The 24,127-nt window shown below is 72.4% G+C and carries 20 protein-coding genes and 1 pseudogene; 12 read left to right on the top strand and 9 right to left on the bottom strand.

The features are described from left to right. Positions 1 to 27: 27 nt before the first annotated feature. From D0Z67_RS28820 to D0Z67_RS28840, 5 genes are all read right to left on the bottom strand, one after another. Positions 28 to 771, bottom strand: coding sequence for an anti-sigma factor (locus tag D0Z67_RS28820; RefSeq protein WP_031179551.1), 744 nt, complete (start codon positions 769 to 771; stop codon positions 28 to 30). Next, a complete protein-coding gene (locus tag D0Z67_RS28825) occupies positions 768 to 1,352 on the bottom strand; it encodes a sigma-70 family RNA polymerase sigma factor (protein WP_031179552.1) in 585 nt (194 codons plus the stop codon). The genes D0Z67_RS28820 and D0Z67_RS28825 overlap by 4 nt, the downstream gene beginning before the upstream one ends. A gap of 130 nt (positions 1,353 to 1,482) precedes the next feature. Further along, complete coding sequence (locus tag D0Z67_RS28830) at positions 1,483 to 1,833, bottom strand: hypothetical protein (protein WP_031179553.1); 351 nt, start codon at positions 1,831 to 1,833, stop codon at positions 1,483 to 1,485. Next, positions 1,826 to 2,452, bottom strand: coding sequence for an Asp23/Gls24 family envelope stress response protein (locus tag D0Z67_RS28835; RefSeq protein ID WP_031179554.1), 627 nt, complete (start codon positions 2,450 to 2,452; stop codon positions 1,826 to 1,828). Before D0Z67_RS28835 ends, D0Z67_RS28830 begins: the two co-directional genes overlap by 8 nt. Then, positions 2,449 to 3,060: an RNA polymerase sigma factor gene (locus tag D0Z67_RS28840; RefSeq protein WP_031179555.1), complete on the bottom strand. Its 612-nt coding sequence runs from the start codon at positions 3,058 to 3,060 to the stop codon at positions 2,449 to 2,451. Before D0Z67_RS28840 ends, D0Z67_RS28835 begins: the two co-directional genes overlap by 4 nt. Before the next feature lie 263 nt (positions 3,061 to 3,323). On the opposite strand from D0Z67_RS28840, the gene D0Z67_RS28845 reads away from it, so the two are divergent. From D0Z67_RS28845 to D0Z67_RS28865, 5 genes are all read left to right on the top strand, one after another. Then, positions 3,324 to 3,827, top strand: a complete 504-nt coding sequence (locus D0Z67_RS28845; RefSeq protein ID WP_031179556.1) for an Asp23/Gls24 family envelope stress response protein — start codon at positions 3,324 to 3,326, stop codon at positions 3,825 to 3,827. A 99-nt stretch (positions 3,828 to 3,926) separates the two neighbouring features. Continuing rightward, the gene (locus tag D0Z67_RS28850; RefSeq protein WP_031179557.1) at positions 3,927 to 4,112 is read left to right on the top strand and encodes a hypothetical protein; all 186 of its coding nucleotides are present in this window, start codon (positions 3,927 to 3,929) and stop codon (positions 4,110 to 4,112) included. Next, positions 4,109 to 5,065 (top strand): DUF6286 domain-containing Asp23/Gls24 family envelope stress response protein, encoded by a 957-nt coding sequence (locus tag D0Z67_RS28855; RefSeq protein WP_031179558.1) that lies wholly within the window; start codon positions 4,109 to 4,111, stop codon positions 5,063 to 5,065. Before D0Z67_RS28850 ends, D0Z67_RS28855 begins: the two co-directional genes overlap by 4 nt. Continuing rightward, complete coding sequence (locus D0Z67_RS28860; RefSeq protein WP_031179559.1) at positions 5,065 to 5,637, top strand: hypothetical protein; 573 nt, start codon at positions 5,065 to 5,067, stop codon at positions 5,635 to 5,637. The genes D0Z67_RS28855 and D0Z67_RS28860 overlap by 1 nt, the downstream gene beginning before the upstream one ends. After that, positions 5,627 to 6,523 carry a YihY/virulence factor BrkB family protein gene (locus D0Z67_RS28865; RefSeq protein ID WP_031179560.1) on the top strand — a complete coding sequence of 299 codons (897 nt, stop codon included), beginning with the start codon at positions 5,627 to 5,629 and terminating at the stop codon, positions 6,521 to 6,523. Before D0Z67_RS28860 ends, D0Z67_RS28865 begins: the two co-directional genes overlap by 11 nt. A gap of 36 nt (positions 6,524 to 6,559) precedes the next feature. On the opposite strand, the pseudogene D0Z67_RS28870 reads toward D0Z67_RS28865, so the two are convergent. After that, positions 6,560 to 6,838 (bottom strand): annotated as a pseudogene (locus tag D0Z67_RS28870) (cation:proton antiporter domain-containing protein); the annotation flags it as partial. 306 nt (positions 6,839 to 7,144) lie between these two features. Here D0Z67_RS28870 and D0Z67_RS28875 point away from each other — a divergent pair. After that, positions 7,145 to 7,453, top strand: a complete 309-nt coding sequence (locus D0Z67_RS28875; protein WP_030813481.1) for a hypothetical protein — start codon at positions 7,145 to 7,147, stop codon at positions 7,451 to 7,453. Between the two features lie 19 nt (positions 7,454 to 7,472). Here D0Z67_RS28875 and D0Z67_RS28880 read toward each other — a convergent pair whose 3' ends face one another. Both D0Z67_RS28880 and D0Z67_RS28885 read right to left on the bottom strand, forming a co-directional pair. Further along, positions 7,473 to 9,857 (bottom strand): RICIN domain-containing protein, encoded by a 2,385-nt coding sequence (locus tag D0Z67_RS28880; protein ID WP_031179561.1) that lies wholly within the window; start codon positions 9,855 to 9,857, stop codon positions 7,473 to 7,475. A 77-nt stretch (positions 9,858 to 9,934) separates the two neighbouring features. Further along, a complete protein-coding gene (locus tag D0Z67_RS28885) occupies positions 9,935 to 12,520 on the bottom strand; it encodes a glycoside hydrolase family 2 (protein WP_051887490.1) in 2,586 nt (861 codons plus the stop codon). A 214-nt stretch (positions 12,521 to 12,734) separates the two neighbouring features. Here D0Z67_RS28885 and D0Z67_RS28890 point away from each other — a divergent pair, with 214 nt between their 5' ends. The 5 genes from D0Z67_RS28890 (at position 12,735) to D0Z67_RS28910 (ending at position 18,629) form a co-directional block, all read left to right on the top strand. Further along, the gene (locus D0Z67_RS28890; protein WP_031179563.1) at positions 12,735 to 13,772 is read left to right on the top strand and encodes a LacI family DNA-binding transcriptional regulator; all 1,038 of its coding nucleotides are present in this window, start codon (positions 12,735 to 12,737) and stop codon (positions 13,770 to 13,772) included. 158 nt (positions 13,773 to 13,930) lie between these two features. Further along, positions 13,931 to 15,016, top strand: coding sequence for an ABC transporter substrate-binding protein (locus tag D0Z67_RS28895; protein WP_031179564.1), 1,086 nt, complete (start codon positions 13,931 to 13,933; stop codon positions 15,014 to 15,016). A 67-nt stretch (positions 15,017 to 15,083) separates the two neighbouring features. Next, the gene (locus D0Z67_RS28900; RefSeq protein WP_037774341.1) at positions 15,084 to 16,649 is read left to right on the top strand and encodes a sugar ABC transporter ATP-binding protein; all 1,566 of its coding nucleotides are present in this window, start codon (positions 15,084 to 15,086) and stop codon (positions 16,647 to 16,649) included. Next, positions 16,642 to 17,607, top strand: coding sequence for an ABC transporter permease (locus D0Z67_RS28905; RefSeq protein ID WP_031179566.1), 966 nt, complete (start codon positions 16,642 to 16,644; stop codon positions 17,605 to 17,607). Before D0Z67_RS28900 ends, D0Z67_RS28905 begins: the two co-directional genes overlap by 8 nt. Beyond that, complete coding sequence (locus D0Z67_RS28910; RefSeq protein ID WP_031179567.1) at positions 17,607 to 18,629, top strand: ABC transporter permease; 1,023 nt, start codon at positions 17,607 to 17,609, stop codon at positions 18,627 to 18,629. The genes D0Z67_RS28905 and D0Z67_RS28910 overlap by 1 nt, the downstream gene beginning before the upstream one ends. Before the next feature lie 16 nt (positions 18,630 to 18,645). On the opposite strand, the gene D0Z67_RS28915 is transcribed toward D0Z67_RS28910, so the two are convergent. After that, entirely contained in the window at positions 18,646 to 20,490 is a 1,845-nt protein-coding gene (locus D0Z67_RS28915) for a glycoside hydrolase family 76 protein (protein WP_031179568.1), read from the bottom strand. Between the two features lie 300 nt (positions 20,491 to 20,790). Here D0Z67_RS28915 and D0Z67_RS28920 point away from each other — a divergent pair, with 300 nt between their 5' ends. After that, positions 20,791 to 24,072: a TIM-barrel domain-containing protein gene (locus tag D0Z67_RS28920; protein ID WP_234312613.1), complete on the top strand. Its 3,282-nt coding sequence runs from the start codon at positions 20,791 to 20,793 to the stop codon at positions 24,070 to 24,072. The last annotated feature ends 55 nt before the right edge of the window (positions 24,073 to 24,127 follow it).

The raw sequence follows: 24,127 nt of genomic DNA on the forward strand, positions 1-24,127 counted from the left end.
GGCTCCCCTCCTCTCGTGTCACTCCGCCTACGACGGCATGCTCAGCACCGTCACAGGGGCGCTGGTCGGCCTGGCCGAGCCGCCCGCCGGCTCCACCGTCACCCCGACCCCCGAGGCACCGTCCACCGTGCCCTTCATCAGCACCGACTGGCTCGCGCGTGCCGGGTCCATCAGGCCGGCGTCGCGCATCGTGCCGCCGTCGTCGAACCAGAGCTGGTACACCTTGCCCTTGGGCGGCTCGGGCATCCTCGACGACACGAACACCGCCCGGTCCCGCTGAGCGGAGACCACCACCGTGCCGGTACCGCCCGCCACTCTCACCGTGCGGGACTTGGCGTCCGGCGCGGCCAGCACCCCGGCCAGGTCGGACGCCTGTCGCTCGGCCTGCGCCGCCCGCTGCTGGGCGTCCTGCGCGCGCTCCCACTGCCACGCCGCCGTACCGCCGAACACGGCGGCCGCCGCGACGCACGCGGCCAGCGCCCAGCGGGCCGGGGCCGTGCCCCTGCTGCGGCGCACCCGCTCCACCGGGGTGGTGCCGGGCGTCAGCTGGCGCACCGAGCCGACGCGGTGCAGCACCTCCTCCCGCATCGCCGGGCGCACCGGCACGGACGCGGCCAGCGCCAGCCGGGCCGCGGCCGCCTCGAACTCCGCCACCTCGCGGGCGCAGGACGGGCAGCCGGAGAGGTGACGCTCGAAGTCGGCACGCTCGTCGTCGGGCAGCGCGTGCAGCGCGTAGGCACCCGTCAGCGTGTGCGGATCGGTCATGGTCACGCGGTCACCCCCAGGCAGTCGCGCAGCCGGATGAGGCCGTCGCGCAGTCGAGTCTTGACGGTGCCGAGCGGCAGGGCGAGCGCCTCCGCGACTTCCCGGTAGGTCAGCCCCCGGTAGTAGGCGAGCGTCACCGACTGCCGCTGGAGGTCGGTCAGCGTGCGCAGACAGCGCCGCACCTGCTCCTGCTCCAGCCGGGACTCCACCTGTTCGGTCACCTCGTCGTACTCCGGCGTACGGTCCAGCAGCGCCGCCTTGGTGTCACGGGCGGCGGCCGCCTCCACCGAGCGGACGCGGTCCACCGCGCGCCGGTGCGCGAGCGTCAGAATCCAGTTGATCGCGGTACCCCGGTCGGCCCGGTAGCGCGGAGCGGTGCGCCAGACCTCCACCAGGACGTCCTGGGCCACCTCCTCCGACTGGGCGACGTCGCGCAGCACCGCCCGGACGACCCCGAGCACCGGACCGGCCACGGTGTCGTAGACCGAGGCGAACGCCTCCTGATCACCGAGGGCCACCTCGTGCAGCAACTGCTGCAAGTCCGGTTCCGCTGCCGGGTTCCTGCCGATGTAGACGGCTTCCTTCACAACTGTCCTCTCCAACGTTGCGCCGGGACGGGGCTCCCGCATGGTGTCGTGGGAGCCGTCCCCGCGTAATCCGGGGCCACGGCGGCCGCGGATTGGTCACCCGGACGAACAACGACGCCAGCTACCGGTATCAGACCAGCCCGGTGACGGTCACGGTGACCTTCGGCGCCTCCTGACCGGGCAGCAGCCCGGCCAGCCGTACCTGCACGGCCCGCACGACGTCACGGGCCACGTCCAGCGTGCGGACCTGCCCGCGCGCCACGACATGGATCTCCACCCGCCACGGCCCGGCCTCGTCCGGGCGGCTCAGCCGCACCCCGGAGGGCACCGCCCGGCCGCCGTTCGCCGCGCCCGCGCCGCGCGGCAGCGCCGAGCGCAGCCGCCCGCCGAGGCCCGGCCGCAGGAACGCCACCCCCGGCACCGACCCGACGGCCGAGGCGATCTCCTCGGTGAGCGTGGTGCGCAGCGCGCGGTCAGTCATCGCCCGGCCCTTCCTCGAATCCGGCCGGATCGTCCACCAGGTCGACGATCCGGATGTCCACCGACGCGGGCCGCAGCCCCAGCCGCAGCCGGGCCGCACCGGCCACCCGGTGCCGCACCTCCTCGGCCACCTCCTCCAGCGGCACGCCCAGCGGGGCGTGCACCTCCAGGCGTACCGTCACCTCGCCCCGGCCCGCGTCCGGCGGGGTGACCCGGCAGGAACCCGCGCGGACCCCGGCGACCGTCTCGGCGGCGGCCCGCAGGGTGCGCGCGGCGACCGCCTCCATCACCCACAGATCCTCGTCGTCGTCCCCGAGCGGCACCGGGCGGCCGGGCCGCAGCTCCATCCGGACCACGTCCATCACGCGCCGGGTCAGCGCCGAGGGGTCGTAGCCGGCCTCCGCCGGATCGGTCTCCTCGCGCAGCTCCCGTACGGTCGACTCCAGCAGCGTCAGTTCCCGTACCGCGTCCTTGCAGTACGGGCAGGTGGCCCGGTGCGGGTCGGGGTCGGCCTGCTCCCAGCCGTCCCAGACCCCGGACAGCAGCCGCCCGCAGGCGAGGCGCTCGTCGTCGCCGTCGGGCCCGGTGTACCGGTCGGGCGGGTCGGTGTGCGTGGTCATCGCCAGGCCCCCAGTGCTCGTGTCAGACAGCGTCGTGCGCGGAAGACGCGGGCGCGCACCGCCTCCTGGCTGATGCCGACCGTATCCGCGATGAACTCGTAGGAATGTCCGTCCAGTTCGCGCAGCACCCAGCAGGCCCGCTGCTCCGCCGAAAGGTCGTCCAGCGCCCGGCGCATCCCGCGCACCGCGTCCCGCGCCTCGGTGACCCGCTCGGGGGAGTCGTGCTCCGGTGCCGCGAACTCCCCGGCCGCCTCCAGCGACGTCACCGGCCGGCGGGCCCTCAGGACGTTCAGGCAGCGGTTGGTGACGATGCGGTACATCCAGGTGCCGAAGGACGACTGGCGCCGGAACTCCGGCAGCCGGCGCCAGGCGCTGATGAAGGCGTCCTGCACCGCGTCCTCCGCCTCGGCGCTGTCGCCCAGCAGCCGGGTGGCGAGGCCGACCAGCGCCGGGGCGTGCTCGCGCACCAGCACGGCGAACGCCTCCTCGTCGCCCTCGGCCGCGCGCACGGACAGCAGGCCGTCGTCCGGGGGCGCCGGTCGTGGCGGACTGTCGTCGGGCGCGCGTTCCGCTTCCGGATACGCGAACTGTCTGCGGACCCCCGGCACCGGGCGGCTCCTCTCCGTCGTCCTGCCCCCTTCGACACCTCGGAGGGGGCTGTGTGACGCGGAATCCGCCGCGTCCCATTCCTGCCGTGCCCCCCATCGGCTACTTCAGGCGCGAAAACCCAGGTGGATGCAGGTCGCGGGGCGCGTCAGCCGGGGCCGGAGAGGCTTCAGCGGAGAAAATCCGGGAATCCGCGTCACATTCGTGGACCGGCCGGGTCCAACGGAACGACAACAGCAGTACGGCCCATCGAGAGGACCTGGTCATGAGCGTCCAGAACGCGTCCGACACCGGTATCGCCCCCACGGCCCCCACCACCAAGCAGCCCCCGGCCACCACGGCCCTCGCGGGCGGCACCAGCGGAGCCGGTGAGCCCGCCGCCACGCGCGGCCGGACCTCCATCGCCGATGTCGTCGTCGTCAAGGTCGCCGGAGTGGCCGCGCGCGAGATCCCCGGGGTGCACGCCATGGGCGGTGGCCTCTCCCGCACCATCGGCGCCGTCCGCGACCGCGTCCCCGGCGGCCGCTCCAACGTCGGCCGGGGCGTCAAGGTCGAGGTGGGCGAGCGGCAGACCGCCATCGACCTCGACCTCGTCGTGGAGTACGGCGTCCCGATCGCCGACCTCGCCCGCGACGTCCGGGAGAACGTCATCGACGCGGTCGAGCGGATCACCGGCCTGGAGGTCGTCGAGGTCAACGTCACCATCAACGACGTCCACCTGCCCGACGACGAGGACAGCGCCCCGGAGACCACCTCCCGCGTCGCCTGACACCGGGGGGCGGCCCGCCGCGTGCGGGAGCCGTGCGGCGGGGCCGTGCGGCGGAGCAGGAAAAAGCAGGAAAGACGCAGGGAAGAAGGGGACGGAGAGATGGACAGAGCGCTGGTAGGGCTCATCGCCGGCATCGCGCTGGCGTTCGCCGGCTGGTTCGGCGGTTTCGGTGCGTTCCTGCTCGTGGCCGCGCTCGGCGCGGTGGGCTACGCGGTCGGGTACTGGTTCGACCGGGGCGGGCGTCCCGAGGACCTGCGGCACGCCTTCGATCGGGGCCGCCGATGACCACCCCCGAACGGCGCGGCACCACCACGGTCTCCGACCGTGCCGTCCGCCGGATCGCGGGCCGCGCTGTCATCGAGGCGCTGCCCGACGGCGCCGCGCGGGCGACCGGCTCCTCGGCCGCCGTGCGCGGCGGCCGGGCCGAGGTCGCCGTCGACGTCGCCCTGCCCTACCCGGCGCCGCTCACCCCCACCGTGCGCCGCGTCCAGGACCATGTCACCGCCCGCACCGGCGAGCTGACCGGCCTGGACGTCCGCACGGCCCGCGTCGGCGTCACCGCGCTCACCCCGGCCCGCACACCGGAACCGGAGGGGGCCACGGAAACCACCCCCGCGCCCTCCCGCACCCGCGTCCCGCGCCGCTGGTGGTCCCAGCGCCGGCTGCCCCTCGGCGTGCTCACCCTGCTCGCCACCCTGACCTGCGGCGCCCTCGCCACCGACCTGATCCTGGTGCACACCGGCCACCGCCCGGCCGCCCTCTGGCGCACCGGCGCCCTGCACTGGCTCTATGTGCACGGCCCCGGCGAACCCCCGGTCACCGCCGCCGCCCTCGGCTGCGCCCTGCTCGGCGTCTGGCTGATCGTCCTCTCCGTCACCCCCGGCCGGCGCGGCCTGCTCACCGCCCACTCCCCGGCGCCGGCCACCCGGGTCGCCGTCGACCGTGGGGCCGTCGCCGCGCTTCTGCGGGACACGGCCGCCGGGACCGAGGGCGTCGACACCGTGGCCGTACGGGTCCGGCGCCGCCGCGCCACCGTCCGCGCCGCCCTCGCCTTCGGGGACCGCGCCGCCGCCCGGGACCAGATCACCGACGCCGCGCGCCGCGCCCTCGCCGAGTGCGGACTGCGCCGCCCGCTGCGGCTGCGGGTCGCCGTACGCCCCCTGCCGGTGTGGACCCCGCCCCCGGCCGAGACCGCACCGGTGCCCCTCGGGGCCGTGGCACCCGCCGGAGGGAGCTGATGCGCACCGCACTCAACCGCTGCGTCCTCGCCGCCACCGGGCTCGCCCTGCTGGCCGCCGGCACCTGGCTGGCCACCGCCGACCCCGCCCTCGGCACCCGGATGCCCGCCTGGTGGCCGGAACTCCCCGGCGACGTCACCTTCCTGAGCCCCGCCCGCGTCCTCGACCTGCGCAGCCGGGCCTGGTGGACGCCCACCGTGCTGGCCGCCTCCGTCGCCGCCACCGCGCTCGGTGCCCTGTGGTGCGCCCGCCAGTTCCACGGCGGCGGACGCTCCCTGATCGCCCTCCCCGCACCCGGCTCCACCGTGCGCGCCCGCGCCCTGGAAGAGGCGGTCGCCCGGGACGCGGCCGCCCTGGACGGCGTCGCCCGCTGCCGCGCCCGCGTCCTCCCCCGACGCGGCCGGATCACCGTACGATTGCACCTCTGGCTCCAGCCCGACACCACCCCCGACGCCGTGCTGCCCGGCGTCACCCGGCTCCTCGGCCGGGCCGAATCGGCCGCCGCCCCCTGTCCCGTCCACGGCCGGGTGCGTCTGAGCGCCCGACCCCACCAGGTACCGCATGTCCGCTGAACCACACGTCCCCGCCGCCACCCGGCCGCCCACGCCCCGTCCCGCCGACTGGGGCCCGGCGCTGCGCCGCACGCCGCTGTCCATGTGGCGCGACGACGTCTCCGACGACGCCGCCGCCCTCACCTACTACTCCATCCTCACCGTGCTGCCCGCCCTCCTGGTCACCGTCATCGCCTTCGCGCTGATCAGCCCCGGCACGGCGGAACGGTTCATCACCCAGGTCACCGCCTACGCCCCGGCCGAGTCCGGCGGCGAACTCCACGACGTACTGGCCCGCATGCTGCGCCCCGGCGCCGCGATCTGGCCGCTGCTGGTCGCCGGGACGGCCAGCGCGATCTGGTCCGCCTCCAGCTATCTCGCGGTCTTCCGCCGCTCTCTGCACCGCATGCACCGCGTCGAGGACCACCGCTCGCCGCTGCGCAAGGCCCACCGGATCGTGCTCACCGCGCTGGGACTGCTCGGCCTGCTGGTGGTCAGCGCCCTGGTGCTGCTGCTCACCGGGCCGGTCGCCGAGGCCGCCGGACGCTTCTTCGGCCTGGATGCCACCGTCGCCTGGGTGTGGCGCCTGCTGCGGTGGCCCCTGCTGCTGGGCCTCGCGGTCGTGCTGATCGTGGTCGTCTTCCGCACCGGCCCGGCGCAGGCCAAGCGGCGAGGTCACAGCCTGCCCGGCGGGGTGCTCGCCGCCACCCTGTGGATCATGGTCTCGGGCGGCTTCGCGCTCTACACCTCGGTGCTCGGCGGCTACAGCAGGCTCTACGGATCGCTCGCGGGCTCGGTCGTCTTCCTGATCTGGCTCTGGCTGTCCAACCTCGCGCTGCTCACCGGCGCGCAGTTCACCGCCGAGCTGACCGGGAAGCCGGCCGAACCGCGCCCGCCGGCCCGCTGAGCGGGGGCGGGCCGGGTCCAGGAGCTGGGCCGCGATCCCGCTGAGCACCAGGCCCGTGGCGATCAGCTGGAGGTCGTCCAGCTTGAACTCCAGGCCCGGGTAGAACAGCAGCAGCACCAGCCCCAGCGCGGAGAGCATCTCGAAGTCGTGCGGGTCCGAGACCAGCACCAGACCGGTGGTGTGCGGGCCGAGCAGCAGACCGGCCAGCATGAACAGCGGGATCGTCGGCACCCCGAAACGGGCGCCCAGCCGGGCGAGGAAGGCGGCGGCCAGGAAGGCGCCGCCCATGGCGAGCAGCGTGTCGGCATGTCCCACGGGCCACCTTCGCCTTCGTATGAGGACGCGCGAAGGGCCATGGCACCGGAGAAGCGGGTCCGGGCGGCCCCGTGCCGTCGGCGGTCTCGGTCCGGATCGCGGGGGCCCTGACACCCTCGCATGCGCCGCCCCCGCGCCACCATCGGTGCTGACCCCCGTACCGGGAGGGGTCCGACACCCACGCACGGCCGGGCGCCCGGTACGGCGAACGCACCGCGACGAATTGCCGACCTCCGCCGGCCGTGTTTCGTTGGGTGCTGAGCCGTCCCCGCCCCGGTGGCGGCGCCCTGGCCGGCTGGAGGAACCGTGGCCGAGAAGTTCGTGCAGATCATCGCCTTCGAGACCGACCGCATCGACGAGATGCGCACTCTGGCGATGGACATCGACCGGCGCTTCGGGGGCATGCAGCACGGCCCCACCTACCAGGCCGTCCTCAAGGACAAGAGCAAGGACGACCGCTACTACGAGGTGCTGGAGTTCGCCTCCCTGGAGGCGGCCGGACGCAGCCGCCACGACCCCGAGGCCCGTGCCTTCGCCGAGCGCATGGCGGCCCTGTGCACCAGCCCGCCCAGCTTCATCGAGTGCGACCTGCTGGAGTCGTCCCGGCCGAGCTGACCGGGACGACCCGGATCGGTCAGCCGATCCGCCACAGGTGATCGTCGGTGCCGTTGTCCGCGAACTGCACGACCTGCGCGCTGTTCGCCGTGGACATCCGGTCCACGCCGAGCACCTTGCCGCTGTGCTTGTTCTGGAGCCGGAACCAGCCGTCACCGCTGTCCAGACGGCGCCAGAGATGGTCGTCCGTGCCGTTGTCCTCGTACTGGACGACCAGCGCGCTGTCGGCCGTCGACATGCCGTCCACGCCCAGCACCTTGCCGCTGTGACCGTTGCGGACCAGGAACCAGCCGTCCCCCCGGTCGAGCAGCTGCCAGGCGTGGTCGCCGGTCGGCGTGTCGTCGTACTGCACCACCCGGGCGCTGTTGGCCGTGGACATGTTGTCCACGGCGAGCACCTTGCCGCTGTTCCTGTTCCGTATCCGCCGGAACGGCGGCTCCGGAATCCACGGGCGGCCGTCCGGCGCGGCGGTCGGGAAGCTGCTGATCCGCAGCCGCGCCGCCCCCATCGGGACCAGCGTCACCGTCTCGACGGGGGCGGTGGACCGGGCCGGGCTCGGCTGGAGCGGGGCGACCACGTGCTCGTCGTCCGCGACCCACTCGGGGATACGACGGGCCCGCGCCGTCAGCCGTACGGGCGTGCCCTCCAGGGTGAACGGGTTGGCCGGGACCGCGCCCCCCGCCCGGACGAACTCCGGCACCGCGCCCGGCACCAGCCCGTAGTTCCACGGGGTGGTGGCGTGCACTTCGTACTCGGGAAAGGTGTCGTCGCCCGCGTACCGGACGTACTGCTCACCGATCTTGAGCGCGTACGTCAGGGGGCCGTGCGCCACGCTGACCGCGTTCCTGCCGCCCGTCCAGGTGCGGATCGTCGTGCGCTGGGGGAGCCTCAGGGCGACGACGTCGCCGTTCGCCCAGGTGCGGTCCATGGTGACGAAGGCGGGGCCCGGACGCGCGGCCACCGCCTGGCCGTTCACCGTGAGGACCGGGTCCGCGCACCAGCCCGGCACCCGCAGGCGCAGCGGGAAGCGGACCGGGCGGGGCGTGGAGAGTGTGAGCCGGACCGTCTCGCCGAAGGGGTAGTCGGTCTCCTCGGTGACGGTGACCTTCGTGCCCCCGGCCACGGTGGCCGTCACCCGGCAGGGCGCGTAGAGGGCGGCCGCCAGACCCTGGTCCGGGGTGGCGAGCCACAGCTCCTCGGTGAAGTTGGGCCAGCCCATGCCGTAGTTGTGCGGACAGCACCGGTACTGGTCGACGCCGGGCTGGAACGACTGCATGGCGAAGCCGTTCTGGAACTGCCCCTGCGTCTTCACCGCGTCGTCCAGGTCGACGCTGTTCGCGCTGGTGATGTAGTGCACCGCCCTGCCCTGCGGGTCGAGCGCGGCGGGGAGCATGTTGAACGCCAGCTCCTCGCAGCGGTCCGCCCACACCGGGTCCCCGGTGACCCGGGTGAGCAACTCGTGGCTGGCCATGAACTCGACGATCCCGCACGTCTCGAACCCCTGCCGGGGATCACCGAACCCGGGCCGCAGATTCTCGTCCCCGGCGAACCCGCCACCGGGGAACTGCCCGTAGGTACCGAGCACTTGGTCGTACGTCCGGTACGTGGCACCCGTGTCCGAGGCCGACCCGGAACGCCGGGCGTACTGGGCCGGTTCCCGGAAGCCCTGGGCGATGTTGACGTTGTGCGGGGTGGGCAGCGGGCCGGTCCAGTCGGCGCCCCAGGTGTGCATCTTGTCGGCGAGGTCCAGCAGGAAGGCGTCGCCGGTACGGTCGTGCAGCCACAGCGCGACATCGAGACCGTCGCCCCAGCGGGTGGCGATCCAGCTGTGGTCGAAGGCACCCTTGCCCTGGGCGTTCATGAAGGTCAGGAAGCGGGTCAGGAACGGGATGATCCGCTGGTCGCCCGCGTACTCCTGCCAGGTGCGCAGCGCCATCAGCAGTGGCAGGAACGGCCAGAAGTCGGGGCCGCCGTCCAGCGAGGTGCGCAAGGAGCGTGGGCCGAAGAACCCGTCGGACTGCTGGGTGGCCAGCACCGCGTCGATCCAGCGGCGGGCTCTGGCCAGCGCGTCGGTGTCCCCGGTGGCGATGGCGAGCGGGACGAAACCTCTCAGCCAGTACGGCAGTTCCTCCCAGCCGGGCTTCTCGGGGTGCACCCAGCCGGAGGTGTCGAAGTCCAGGAAGTGCGAGCGCTGGTCGTAGCGCCCGCACAACCCGTCGAGCTGAAGCCTGAGTTGGCCGGCCAGCCAGCCGCGTGCGGTGATGCTGCCCGGCGTGAGCCGGGTGAAGGCGGCCGGGGCGAGCGAACGGGCGGCCGGGGCGGCGTAGGCCAGGGGGCCGGAGAGGGCGGCCGCACCCAGCGCCAGCGCGCCGCCGGCCAGGAAATGACGTCGGTCGAGGGACATGCGGGCGCTCCTGGGGGTGAGTCCGGCATGGGGACACGCGGCCCGCTCCCGGCGGGGGAGCGGGCCGCGCGGTGATTTCAGGAGGTGCAGGTGAGCGTGCCGTTCTCGGCGCCCTTGATCAGCGCCTCGTGCGCGGCGTGCAGCCGCTTGGTGTCGGCCTTGAGGACCTTGCGGTCGTAGGTGAGCAGGCCGTTCAACTCGCCCTCGACGTCCGTGATCTGGGTGTACACGGCGCCGTTGCTGCCCTTGCAGGCGGCGAGCTGCTCGACCTCCTTCAGGCGGTCGAGGTAGACGTCGGTGTAAGTCTCCGGGGTCACGCCGACATACGTCATCTGGACCGGGAAGGCGTGTCCGGGGACGCCCAGACCGAGACCGCCGTACTCGCCGCTGACCAGGGCCCTGCGGCCGTCGGCCTGCGGTACCTGGGGGCTCGGGTAGCCGTGGGCGTCGGCGATGTCGCCGTTGCCGCCGTCCACCGCGCCGCAGCAGTTCAGGCCGCTCATGTTGTTGACCAGCCGGGTCGGGTCGAGGGACTTGGCGTAGTCCGCGATCCGCGCCTGGTCGTACTGGCCCCAGCCCTCGTTGAAGGTGACCCACATGACCACCGAGGGGTGGCTGTCGTGCTGGAGGATCATCTGCTTCAGCTCGTGCTCGTACTCGGTACGGGCCGCCGCCGAGGGGTTGACCGTGTTCATCGCCGGCATGTCCTGCCAGACCATGAGGCCCAGCTTGTCCGCCCAGTAGTACCAGCGGTCCGGCTCCACCTTGATGTGCTTGCGCACCGAGTTGTAGCCGAGCTGCTTGTGCACCTTCAGGTCGTAGGCGAGCGCGTCGTCGGTCGGCGCGGTGTGCAGGCCGTCGGGCCAGAAGCCCTGGTCGAGCGTGGCCATCAGGAACTCCGGCTTGCCGTTCAGCAGGACGCGCTGCCTGCCGTCGACCGTCTTGACCTCGACCGAGCGCATACCGAAGTAACTGCCCACCCGGTCCGTGTCGTTGCCCCGGCCGACGGTGACCTTGAGCTGGTACAGGTGCGGGTCGTCCGGGGTCCACAGGTGCGGGCGGGGGACCGGCACCGAGAACGCCTTGCCGCCGGTGCCGCTCGCCCGGCCGACCTCACGCCTGCCGTCGTAGGCGACGGCCGTGACCGGCACGCCGTCCCGCACCCCGCGCACGTTCACCGAGACCGAGCGGTTCGCGAGGTCCGGGGTGGTCTTCACGTCCTCGGCGCGGTCCCGGCCGACCGGCTCCATCCACACCGTCTGCCAGATGCCGGAGCTGGGCGTGTACCAGATGCCGCTGGGGTCGAGGCGCTGCTTGCCCATCGGCGGGTTCTCGCCGTTCGCCGAGTCGGTCGGGTCGTAGACGCCGACGATCAGCTCCTGGAGGCCGCCGTTCTTCCTGAGCGCGTCGGTGACGTCCAGGCTGAACCGGTCGTAACCGCCCTTGTGTTCACCGACCTTCTTGCCGTTGACGTACACCACGGCCTGCCAGTCCACGGCGTCGAAGTTGAGCTGGAGCCGCCGCGTGCCGTGCACCTGCCAGTCGGCGGGCACGGTGAAGGTCCGCTTGTACCACATGCGGTCCTCGTGCCGTTCGATCCCGGAGAGCTGGGACTCGACGGGGTAGGGCACCAGGATCTTCTCGCCCAGCTTCTTCTTGCCGGTGGGCGGCTGCTCGCCGGCCTTGGCGCCCGCGAACTCCCAGGTGCCGTTGAGGTTCTTCCACTTGTCGCGGGTCAACTGCGGACGCGGGTACTCCGGATGGGCGTTGGCGGGGCTCACCTTGTCGGCCCAGGGGGTGCGGAGCTGGTACGTGGAGTGGTTGCTGCCCGTGCTCCAGAAGTCGGAGACCGCCACGCCGTCGGTGCCGGTCAGGCCGCCCTTGCCGTCGTAGCGCAGGTCCGCGTAGCCGCCGTGGCCGCCGACCACCGGCTCCTTCAGCGGGACGATCAGCCGGCTCGGGTCGGACGGGTCGAGCTTGGCGGTGCCGCGCGGCCAGGCGGAGCCGCCGACATCGATGTCGAGATGGTCGTCGAACCCGGCCGGGGGAGCCTTGAGCTGCTGGGCGAAGTCCAGCACCAGGGTCTTGCCGTCCGGCTGGATCGCCGAGTCCAGCGGGCCGTTGTAGGTGAACCCGTCCGGCAGGCTGAACGCCGACTGCGGGATCGCCTCCTTGGCACCGCCGGGCGGCGTCCAGCGCACATGCAGGTTGGAGCCGCCGTAGTGCTCGAAGTACTCCACCTTGATGTCGTAGGCGTGACCCGCCTCAAGGGTGACGGGCGCCGAGTTCTGCTCACGGTCCCAGTCGTCCACCCAGTGGTCGATGACCTCCTTGCCGTCGACCCACAGCCTGAAGCCGTTGTCGCCGGTGATCGAGAAGGTGTGCGCGCCGGACTTCTCCGGGGTGAGCCGGCCGGTCCAGCGCACGCTCACGTCGTCCTGCTGCCCGGTGCGGGCCTGCAGACGGGGTTCGAGGTCGGGGAAGTCCAGCGAGGGGTCGAAGGCGGTCGCCTTCAGCGTGGCGAAGTCGAAGGCTCCGGACGCCGACTGGGTGTAGTACTCACCCTTGAGACCGTGGGCCTCGGCCGGGCCGTCGGCCTTCGGTGCGGCCGGTGACGCCGGGGACGCCTGGGAGGCGGCGGCGCCCGAGACCACGAGCGTCAGGGCGGTGAACGCGGAGGCCAGCCAGCGGTGCGGGCGGGACCTGCGGAGAGGGGATGGTGGCACGAGTACCTCCGGGGGGAACGGAGTTGCGGGTGCGTGCTCTGCCCGTGCTCCAGCACATCTTGTATAACGTTGGAAACAAGGGCAGTTGGCATGAGAACACGCCTCCTGCGCTCTGTCCAGGTGTCTGACACGAGGCGTGGGAGGACTGAGGATGCGCGTGAGTCTGAAGGACGTGGCCGAACGTGCGGGGGTCTCCGTGAAGACCGTCTCGAACGTGGTCAACGACTATCCGCACGTCACCCCGGCCATGCGGGCCCGTGTCCAGTCGGCCATCGACGAGCTGGGCTACCGGCCGAATCTGACCGCTCGTCACCTTCGCAAGGGCCGCACCGGGATCATCGGTCTGGCCGTACCGGAACTCGGCAACTCCTATTTCGCGGAGCTGGCCGGCGCCGTCATCGACGCCGCCGCCCAGCACGAGTACACCGTGCTGCTCGACCACACACAGGGCCAGCGCGAACAGGAGATCCTGGTCTGCCAGGGCTTCCGCGCCCGGGTCATGGACGGCCTGATCCTCAGCCCGCTGGAGCTGGAGACCGAGGACCTCGCCGCCCGCCGCGACGACGCCCCCCTGGTCCTGCTCGGCGAGCGGCGCTACGACCTGCCCTACGACCACATCGTGATCGACAACATCGCCGCCGCCCGCGCCGCCGTACGCCATCTGCTCGCCCTCGGCCGGCGCCGGATCGCCTTCCTCGGCGCCCGCCGGGACCACTCGCACCAGCCCGCTCACCTGCGGTTCATCGGCTGGCAGGCCGAACTCGCCGCCTCCGGCGTGGCGGTGGACGACCGATTGGTCGCCACCACCAGCGGCTGGGGCCACGAGGACGGCGCCCGCGCCATGGCCGAACTGCTGGACTCCGGCGAGCGCCCCGACGGGGTCTTCGCCTACAACGACCTGGTCGCGCTGGGCGCGATGCGGGTGATGTTCGAGCGGGGCCTGAGGGTGCCCGAGGACATCGCGGTGGTGGGCTTCGACGACGTCACCGAGTCCCGGTACGCCGCCGTCACCCTGACCACCGTCTCGCCCGACAAGGAGGCCATCGCCCGGCTCGCCGTCGAGTCCGTCGTCGGCCGGCTCAAGGGCGACCAGAACCATGAGGCTCCCCGGGCCGCCCGGCTGCTCCAGCCCGGCTTCACCCTGGTGGAGCGCGAGAGCACCCTCGGACGGCGCCCGCACTCGTTCTGACCAGCGCAAATCCCGTAATACAAAGCCCATTTGGGGCTGGTATCGGTTCGGTGTCGCCCGGCACAAGGTGTTTACACGGCACTTCCAACGATGTAAAAAGCATCCTGATCTGGTCACGGCCGGACGGCCTTCCGCAGTCCCGAAGTGGGGTAATCCGTATGAAGCCGCACTCCCGCACCACCACCAGAAACATCCTCGCCATGGGGCTCGTCGCCGGGCTGGCGCTCGTCACCGGCTGCACCAAGTCCGAGAGCGACAACTCCGCGCCCACGCGGTCCTCCAGCGCGGGCGACGACGCGGGCAAGCAGGTCGCCGAGAGCGGCGGCGGCAAGACCTGCGCGATCGGCGACTACGGCGCCGACAAGCTCGACCTGAAGAACGCCGTGGTCGGCTTCTCCCAGTCGGAGAAGGAGGCCAACCCGTTCCGCATCGCGGAGACGGCCTCCATCAAGGCCGAGGCGTCCAAGCGCGGCATCAAGCTGCTCACCGCCAACGCGCAGTCGCAGTTCTCCAAGCAGATCAGCGATGTGCAGGACCTCATCGCCAAGGGCGCCAAGCTCCTCGTCATCGCCCCGCTGAACTCCGACGGCTGGGAGCCGGTGCTCCGGTCCGCCCAGGCCAAGAAGATCCCGATCATCACCATCGACCGGCAGATCAACGCGGCCCCCTGCAAGGACTACGTCAGCTTCATCGGCTCCGACTTCGTCGCCCAGGGGCGCCGCGCGGCCGACCAGCTGATCGCGGCCACCGGCGGCAAGGGCGAGATCGCCATCCTGCTCGGCGCGGCCGGCAACAACGTCACCACCGAGCGGACCAAGGGCTTCGAGGAGCGCGTCAAGGCCAAGGCCCCCGGACTCAAGATCGTCTTCAAGCAGACCGGCGAGTTCACCCGCGAGAAGGGCCAGTCGGTCACCGAGCAGCTCATCCAGTCCAAGCCCGGCATCAAGGCGATCTACGCCGAGAACGACGAGATGGGCCTCGGCGCGGTCAACGCCCTCAAGGGCGCCGGCAAGAAGCCCGGCGCCGTGAAGATCGTGACCATCGACGGCACCCGCAACGCCGTGCAGGGCATCGCGGACGGCTGGATCAGCGCCGTCATCGAGTCCAACCCGCGCTTCGGGCCGCTGGCCTTCGCCACCCTGGACTCCTTCACCCAGGGCAAGCCGGTCGGCGAGGACATCGTCATCCAGGACAGCCAGTACACCGAGGCGAACGCCAAGGCCGACCTCGACAAGGCTTTCTGAGCGCCCACTTCGACCGGGCGCCGAGAGCCCTCCCCGGTTCTCGGCGCCCCGAGCAGGCACGTCGCCCATGACCCCATGGAGAGCAGCCGTGACCGCACCACCCGACGAAGTCCTCGCCGTCACCGGCCTGACCAAGCGCTTCCCCGGTGTACTGGCCCTGGACGACGTGACGTTCACCCTGCGGGCGGGCCAGACCCACGCCCTGGTCGGTGAGAACGGCGCGGGCAAGTCCACCCTGATCAAGGTACTCACCGGGGTGTACCGCCCCGACGAGGGCGAACTGCGCCACCAGGGCGAGGCGGTGGCCTTCCCGACCCCGCTCGCCGCGCAGCACGCCGGGATCTCCACGATCTACCAGGAGGTCAACCTCATCCCCCTGATGAGCGTGGCCCGCAACCTCTTCCTCGGCCGCGAGCCCCGCACCCGCCTCGGTCTGATCGACTTCGCCCGTATGCACCGCGAGGCGCAGGAGACCATGGCCGAGTACGGCGTCCATGTCGACGTACGCCGTCCCTTGCGCGAACTCGGCGTCGGCGCCCAGCAGATGGTCGCCCTCGCCCGTGCCGTCTCGGTCGACGCCCGCGTGGTCGTCATGGACGAGCCCACCTCCTCGCTCGAACCCCGCGAGGTGGAGACCCTGTTCGGCGTCATCCGACGGCTGCGCGAACAGGGCATCGCCGTGCTGTACGTCAGCCACCGCATGGACGAGCTGTACGCCATCTGCGACACGGTCACCGTGCTCCGCGACGGACGCCTGGTGCACACCGGCCCGCTCGCCGAGACCGGACGCCTCCAGCTGGTCTCCCTGATGCTGGGCCGCGAGACCAGCGAGGTCCGCGCCGAGGGCGTCACCAAGTTCACCGGCGGCCACGACGCGGGGTCCCAACCCGTTCTGAGCGCCCGTCACTTGGACCGGCGTCACCAGCTGCACGACGTCTCGCTCGACATCCGCCCCGGTGAGGTCGTCGGCCTCGGCGGGCTGCTCGGCTCCGGGCGTACCGAGACCGCCAAGGCCATCGCCGGCGCCCTTCCGGTCGGCGGGGGAGAGGTCACCGTGGACGGGCGCCCGGTGCGCACCGGGTCGGCGGCCGCCGCGATCCGGGCCGGGATCAGCCTGCTGCCCGAGGACCGCAAGTCCGAGGGGATCGTGCCGGGCCTCTCCGTACGGGAGAACATCGCGCTGGCCGCGCTGCCCCGCATGTCCCGCTTCGGGCTCGTCTCCGAGGCCAAGGTCGACGCCGTGGTCGACACCTTCATGAAGCGGCTGCGGATCAAGGCCGCGAGCCCGCACCAGAAGGTCGGCGAACTCTCCGGCGGCAACCAGCAGAAGGTGCTGCTGGCCCGCTGGCTGGCCATGCACCCCAAGGTGCTGCTGCTCGACGAGCCGACGCGCGGCATCGACATCGGCGCCAAGGCCGAGGTGCAGAAACTGATCGACGAACTCGCCGAGAACGGCCTCGGCGTGCTGCTGATCTCCTCCGACGTGGAGGAACTCATCGAAGGGTCCGACCGGGTGGTGGTGCTCCGGGACGGCTCGGTCGTCGGCGAGCTGACCGGGGACGAGGTCGGCGCCGACCAGCTCCTGCGGGCCATCGCCGAGGCCGCCGAGGAGGAGGCGCCCCGCCATGACTGAACTCGCCCTGGACAAAAGGACGCTGCCCGACCGGTCCACGGTCGTCGGCTGGCTCCAGAACTACGGCGTCTACCTCGGCCTCGCCGTCCTGCTGCTGTTCAACGTGTTCTTCACTGACCACTTCGTCTCCGGCGAGAACTTCCGCACCCAGGCCGTCCAGGTCTCCCCGGTGCTGATCGTCGCCCTCGGCATGGCGCTGGCCATCGGCACCGAGGGCATCGACCTCTCCGTGGGCGCCGTGATGGCCCTGGCCACCTCCATCACCTCCCTCTACCTCGGCTACGGACCCTGGCTCGCCCTGGTGGCCGCGCTGGTCGGCGGCGCCGTCATCGGCCTGGCGGGCGGCTCGCTCATCGCGTTCGTCGGGGTCCAGCCCATCGTCGCCACCCTCGCGCTCATGGTCGGCGGCCGGGGCATCGCCCTGGTGCTGCTGCCCCAGCTCAAGGACGTACGCGACCCCGCCATGGCCACCCTCGGCTCCGGCAGCGTGGCGGGCGTCCCCTACCTCGCGCTGATCGCGGCCACCCTCGCCCTGATCGTCGGCTTCGTGGTCCGCCGGACCACCTTCGGCCGCCGCCTCCTCGCCATCGGCGACAGCCGCCCCGCCGCCCAGCTCGCCGGGCTGCCCGTGCACCGGGTCCTGATCACGGTCTACGTCTGCTCGGGCGTGCTCGCCGCCGTCGCCGGGTTCCTCGCCACGGCCCGGCTCCAGGCCAGCGACCCCAGCTCGCTGGGCAACCTGATGGAACTGTCCGCCATCACCGCCGTCGTCGTCGGCGGCACCCCGCTCACCGGCGGACGCGTACGCATCGGCGGCACGGTGGCCGGCGCCGTCCTCATCCAGCTCCTGACGGCCACCCTCATCAAACACGACCTGCCCTCGTCCTGGACCCAGATCGCCCAGGCCGTGGTGATCGTGCTCGCGGTGTACGCGGCACGGGAGAGGGGGAAGCGGTGATGCCCAGCACCAAGGAACACCCCGCGGCCGCCGGACGGACCGCGCCCGCCCCCGGCGACCCCGCCCGGCGCGGGGACCGGGTGGCAGCGCTCGCCCAGCGGCACGGCGCCCTGGCCGCGCTCGTCGTCCTCGCCGCCGTGGCCTCGCTGTCCTTCGACTCCTTCGCCACCGGCGACAACCTCGGCAACATCGCCATCTCCTCGTCGTTCCTCGCCACCGTCGCCCTCGGCATGACCTTCGTCATCGTCAGCGGCGGCATCGACCTCTCCGTCGGCTCCGTCTTCGTCCTCGGCGGCGTCCTCGCCGCCTGGGGCTCCCAGTACGGCACGGTCGTCGCGCTGCTGCTGCCGCTGGTGGTGTGCGCGGCGATCGGGCTGGTCAACGGGCTGCTGGTGGCCCGTACCGGGCTCGCACCGTTCATCGTCACCCTCGCCTCGATGCTGGCGGCGCGCGGGCTCATGCTCGCCATCACCGACGAGGGCGCCGACACCTTCCTCGTCAACCCCGACTCGGTCTTCGCCTCGCTCGGCCAGGGCAAGCTGCTCGGCATCGGAACTCCCGTGTGGATCACGGCGGTTCTGTTCGTCGGCGGTGCCGTGCTGCTGCGGAGCACCCGGTTCGGGCAGCGGGTGTACGCCGTCGGGGGCAACGAACAGGCGGCGGCGCTGATGGGCGCCCCGGTCGCCCGCACCAAGGTCAGCGTGTACACCCTGTCCGGGCTGCTGGCCGGCCTCGCCGGGGCGCTGAACGCGGCCTACCTCGCCTCCGGTGTCACCATCCTCGGCTACGGCATGGAGCTGGACGCCATCGCCGCCGTCGTCATCGGCGGCACCCTCCTCACCGGCGGCCTCGGCTACGTCAGCGGCTCCCTCGTCGGCGTGCTGCTGCTGAAGGTCATCCAGAACGTCATCAACCAGATCGGCTCCCTCGACTCCGCCTACCAACAGGTGGTCAGCGGGGCGTTCCTCGTCCTGGTCGTCGTCGCCCAGACCTGGCTGGCCAGGCGGCGCCGGGTCGGCTGAACGCCCCGCCGCCCGCTCACCCGGCCGAGGTCAGCGCCGCCAGCGCGCTCGCCTGGGTCCGCCAGTCCACCTGGTTCGGACTCCCGCCGGCCCAGCGCTCGCCGAGCCGGTTCAGCGGGTCCCGGTCCTTGGCCCACACCGAGTCGGCCTGCCGCACCAGATACGCGCGGTAGGCCGACGAACCGGTGGCGGACGCCAGATCGGCCAGCTGACGGACGAACACGCCCTTGAACTGCTTCTGGTTGTCGTCACAGCTCGCGCCGCCCACGTCGCACGACTCGGTCAGCACCCCGTCCCGGGTCAGCGCGGACGAGGACAGCGCCGCGTCCGCCAGCCGCTTCGCGGCGTCCAGATAGCGGGTGTTCCCGGTCGAGCGCCACAGTTCGGTGAAGCCGCCGATCGCCAGTCCCTGGTTGTAACTCCACACCGTCTGACCGTTGTTGGCACACCCCGAGGTCAGCCCGTCGTTCACCAGCCCCGAGCCGTTGATCAGCCCGCTGCCCAGGTACCAGTCCCCGGCCGTCACCGCCCGCGCACCCCACACCGTGTCCCCGCTGAGCCGCTGGTGCAGCGCCGAGGTCAGCCACAGGTACAGGCCGCTGGTCACCGCGTTCTTGTACGTGCGCTCCCGGTTCCACCACACCCCGCCCCCGCAGCTGCCCGTGTCCCAGAACCCGCGCACATAGTCGGTGATGGTCACCGCCTCGTCCAGATACCGCCGCTCGTGCGTGAGGTCGTACGCCGCCACCCACGCGACCCCCCACCACGCCGCGTCGTCCACCGCCCGGCTGATGAAATGCCCCTCCACCGGGTCCGAACTGCGCCCGCCCGCCGGGAACACCCCCTGGTTCTGCTCGAAGGTACGTGCCACCGCCCAGTCGTAGTCGTGCGTCCCGGTGGCCCGCGCGAAGTCGACGACCGAGGTCAGCGCCACCGCCGAGTTCCACCAACTGCTGCGCCACCAGCCCTCGTCGGTCCGGTACGACGCCATCAGCGCGTCCGCCGCGCCCCGCGCCCTCGTCGGCGCCGGACGCGCCCAAGCGGTGCAACTCCCGTCCTGGTGCGCGGACTCACGGCCGCAGGCGCGCACGGCACCGCCGTACAGCAGCCCGCGCGGGTCCCGGGTGGCGAACATCGCCGTACGCGTCGAGGACGACCCCGACGGCACGCTGGTCCGGCCGAGCGAGGAGCCCTCCGGCCAGCTCGCGCCCTCGTCCCAGGAGCGGTCCAGCCAGACCTCGTCGCCCGCGCCGCCGTTCTCCACCACGCCCCAGGCCAGGCCGTTCGCCTGGTCCATGTGCAGGCTGACGGTGCGCCCGTACAGGGTGGTCGCCGGCACCGGGCGCTCGTCGCGGGCCGCCGTGGCCGGGTCGGCGCCGTCGCAGGAGGTGCCGTCGCACACCCGGGGGCGGAACCAGTCCGTGCAGGTCACCCCGACCGCGTCCGCGCAGGCCCGGACCCAGCCGCGCCGGTGGCCCACCGGATCGGTGACGTTGTACATCAGCGTCCGGGTGCCGGTCCACGAGGCGGGGATGCTCGCCTTCCCCAACAGCCCGTCCCAGCTCGCGCCCCGGTCCCAGGAGCGGTCCAGCCACACCGCGTCGCCCTGCTTGCCCTGGTCGACGCTGGCCCAGGCCATGCTGTCCGGCTCGGAGACATGCAGCCTGAGGAGACGGCCGTTGACGGTACGGTCCGGCACCGGGAACGACTCCTGGCGCGCCTTGGAGGGATCGAGGGTGTCGCAGGAGAGCGCGCACACGGCCGACGCGGCAGGGGCGGGGGAGGGGAGCGCGAGCACTCCGCCGAGCGCGAGAGCGAGGGCCAGCAGCGCGCCGAGGAAGCGGGGTCTGTGAACCGGCATGGCAAGTCCTCCAACGTTGAACAGGCCCGGTCAGTTGCACGACAGCACCGTGGGGAAGGGCTGTACAGCATCAAAAACAGCCACAGGCGGAACCGGACGGAACATCTGTCGCGCGCGCTTCACGCCAACTACCCTGACAACGCTGTCCGTTCCGGATCTGGACACCGGAAAGCGGAGCGTGGTCTCATGCCGGGGAGCCATTTTTACAACGTTGTACCGCTGTATCGCACCTGTGCTGCACCCGTCGTCTCCGCATGTCCGTCGCGCTCGCGAGAGCGCCACCGCCCCCTGGAGCGTGCCGTGCGACCACCCTTCCCCCGTACCCTCCGCCCGCCGCGCGGACCGGTCATCGCCCTCGTCCTGGCCTGCGCGGGCGTCGCGCTCGCACCCGTCGGCGCCGACGCCGCCACCCCGGCCGCCAAGGCCCGCTCGGCCACCGTGACCGTGCCCGGCGCCCGGTTCCAGGTGCTGTCCCCGACCCTGATCCGTACCGAGTACGCCGGGGACGACAGATTCGAGGACAGCGCCACCTTCAACGCCATCGGCCGGGGCGGCTTCACCCCGCCCGCCTACACCTCCGCCGTCAAGGACGGCGTCCTCACCGTCACCACCAGCGCCCTGACCCTGCGCTACAAGGTGGGCTCCGGACCCTTCACCGCCGACAACCTGACCGTGCGCCTGAAGGCCGGGCAGAAACAGGTGCAGGCGAGCCCCTGGCAGCGCCCCGACTGCGCGGTGGGCACCCTCTGCGAGGCCGAGGGCCAGCTCCACGACGGCCCCGGCGTCGCCGTCGACCACGCCGGCTACACCGGCAAGGGCTTCCTCGCGGGCTTCGATGTCACGAACAACTCCCTGACCACGGAAGTGCGTTCACCCGAAGCCGGCACCTACGACTACGCCGTCCGCTACGCCAACGCGGTGGGCTCGGACGGCCGCCGCGAGACCCGTACGCTCAGCCTCAGCGTGGACGGCGGCGCGACCCGGACCCTCAGCCTCCCGGCCACCGCCGACTGGAACACCTGGGGCGTGGCCCGGCTGCCCCTGACCCTCGGCGCCGGCCCCCACACCGTACGGCTCCAGCGCGGCGCCACCGACTCCGGCAACGTCAACATCGACAGCGCGGCCCTGCTGAAGCCCGGCGCCGACTACCCGGCGCGGGACCGCACCGCCGTCCCCGCCTGCGCGTTCGGCACGAGCTGCGAGGCCGAGGACGGTCTCCTCGCGGGCTCCGCCGTCATCGCCACCGACCACCGGGGGAACTCCGGCGACGGCTTCGCCGCCGAGCTGAACAAGGACGCCTCCCTCACCCGCCGCGTCGTGGACGTCCCGCGCGACGGCACCTACCGCCTCCACCTGCGCTACGCCAACGGCACCGGGGGCGACGGCCGCCACGAGAAGCGCACCGTGCAGGTCCGCACCGGCACCGGCACCCCGGCGACCCTCACCCTCGATCCCACCGACAACTGGGACACCTGGCAGACCGCCTCCACCACCGTCGACCTGAAGGCCGGCGCCAACGACGTCACCCTCGCCTGCCCCGACGCCACGAGCTGCCACGTCAACGTCGACACCCTGGGCGTCACCGCCACGGCCGACCCCGCCCCCGAGCCGCACCTCGCGCTCGGCGGCTACCGCCGCAGCCTCGACGGACTCGACGGCGACAACGACCCCAGCCCCCGCACCACCCCCGGCCTGCTGCACCGCGACGGCTGGCACCTGCTGGACGACACCCCCTCCGCCGTCTACGACGCCCGCACGGGCAAGGCCACCCCGCGCGCCGGACACGCCGGGAAGCCCTACCAGGACGGCTACCTCTTCGGCTTCGGCCACGACTACAAGCAGGGTCTGACCGACCTCGCCACCCTGACCGGGCCGCCCGCACTGCTGCCCCGCTGGGCCTACGGCGTCTGGTACTCCGAGTACATCGACCGGACCGCCAAGGACTACCAGGACACCATCCTGCCCGCCTTCCGCGCGGCCGGGGTCCCGCTGGACGTGCTCGTCACCGACACCGACTTCAAGTCGCCCAACACCTGGAGCGGCTGGAACTTCGACCCGGCCAAGTACCCCGACCCCAAGGGCTTCTTCGACTGGTCCACCGCGCAGGGACTGCACAACACCCTGAACGTGCACCCCAGCATCCTGGAGTCCGACCCGCAGTACGCGAAGGCCCAGGAGACCGCCAAGGGCAAGCTGAGCAAGGGCGGTTGCGCGGGGTCGGCCGGCTCGACGTGCCGTACGTTCGACTTCGGCGACCCCGACCAGCTGAAGGCGTACCTCGATCTGCACCGGCCCTTCGACCGCGCCGGGAACGACTTCTGGTGGCTGGACTGGTGCTGCGACGCCTCCCGCTCCTCGCAGGCCGGTGTCACCCCGGACGCCTGGATCAACCAGAAGTACGCCGGCCTCAACGCCGAGACCGCCGAACGGCCCTTCGTCCTCTCCCGCGCCTACGGCTCCCTCCAGGCGGGCGGCTACAGCGGCGGCGTCGGCCTGCCCACCGGGCCCTGGGCCGACAAGCGCTCCACGCTGCACTTCTCCGGCGACACCGCCTCCACCTGGGGCACCCTGAGCGCCGAGGTCGGCTACACCCCGGGTGAGTCCGCCGCCACCGGCATGGCCGCCATCAGCCACGACATCGGCGGCCACAACGACGGACACGGCATCCCCGGCGCCGAGACCTACACCACCGACGACGGCCGCACCCACCGCACCACCAAGCTGCCCGACGACCTGTACGCCCGCTGGGTGCAGTTCGGCACCTTCCAGCCCATCGACCGCCTGCACAGCAACCACAGCGACCGGCTGCCCTGGCAGTACGGCGACGCGGCCCGCGACTCCGCCGCCAAGTTCCTCCGGCTGCGCGAGTCCCTCGTCCCGTACACGTACACCCTCGCCCAGCAGGCCGCCACCACCGGCGTCCCCCTCGTCCGCCCGCTCTACCTGGACCACCCCGAGGACGAGGCCGCCTACACCAGGGCGGGCAGCGAGTACCTGTACGGGCCCGACATGCTGGTGGCCCCGGTCACCACTCCCGGTACCAGCACCACCACCTCCGTGTGGTTCCCCGAGGGCACCTGGACCGACTACTTCACCGGCCGCACCTACACGGCGGGCAGCGGCGGCACCTCGTACGACGTGACGACCACCCTGGACACCATGCCGGTGTTCGTCCGCGCGGGCGGCATCATCGCCACCCGCGCCGGAGACGCCGCACACGACTCCGGGACCCCGCTGGACCGGGTCGGCCTCACCGTGGCCACCGGAGCGCCGGGCGCCTTCACCCTCTACGAGGACGACGGCGTCAGCACCCCGGCTCGCCACCGCTCGGCCACCACCCGCACCAGCTACACCGGGCACACCCTGCGCATCGCCCCCACCCGGGGCACCTACAAGGGGCTGCCCAGCCGCCGTACTTGGACGGTCACCTTCCAGGGCCTCACCGAGCCCCCGGCCCACGTCACCTCCAACGGCACCACACTCGCCCCCTCCGCCTGGCAGTGGGACGCCACGGCACACACCCTGAAGATCACCACCCCGAGGACCAGCGTCCGTCAACCGGTGACCGTGAGCTTCAACTAGCCGTACCCGAAAGGCAGGAGGGCCCGCGCGACGTCCGCGCGGGCCCTCCACTACG

The organism is Streptomyces seoulensis (assembly GCF_004328625.1).
Lineage (GTDB): Bacteria > Actinomycetota > Actinomycetes > Streptomycetales > Streptomycetaceae > Streptomyces > Streptomyces seoulensis.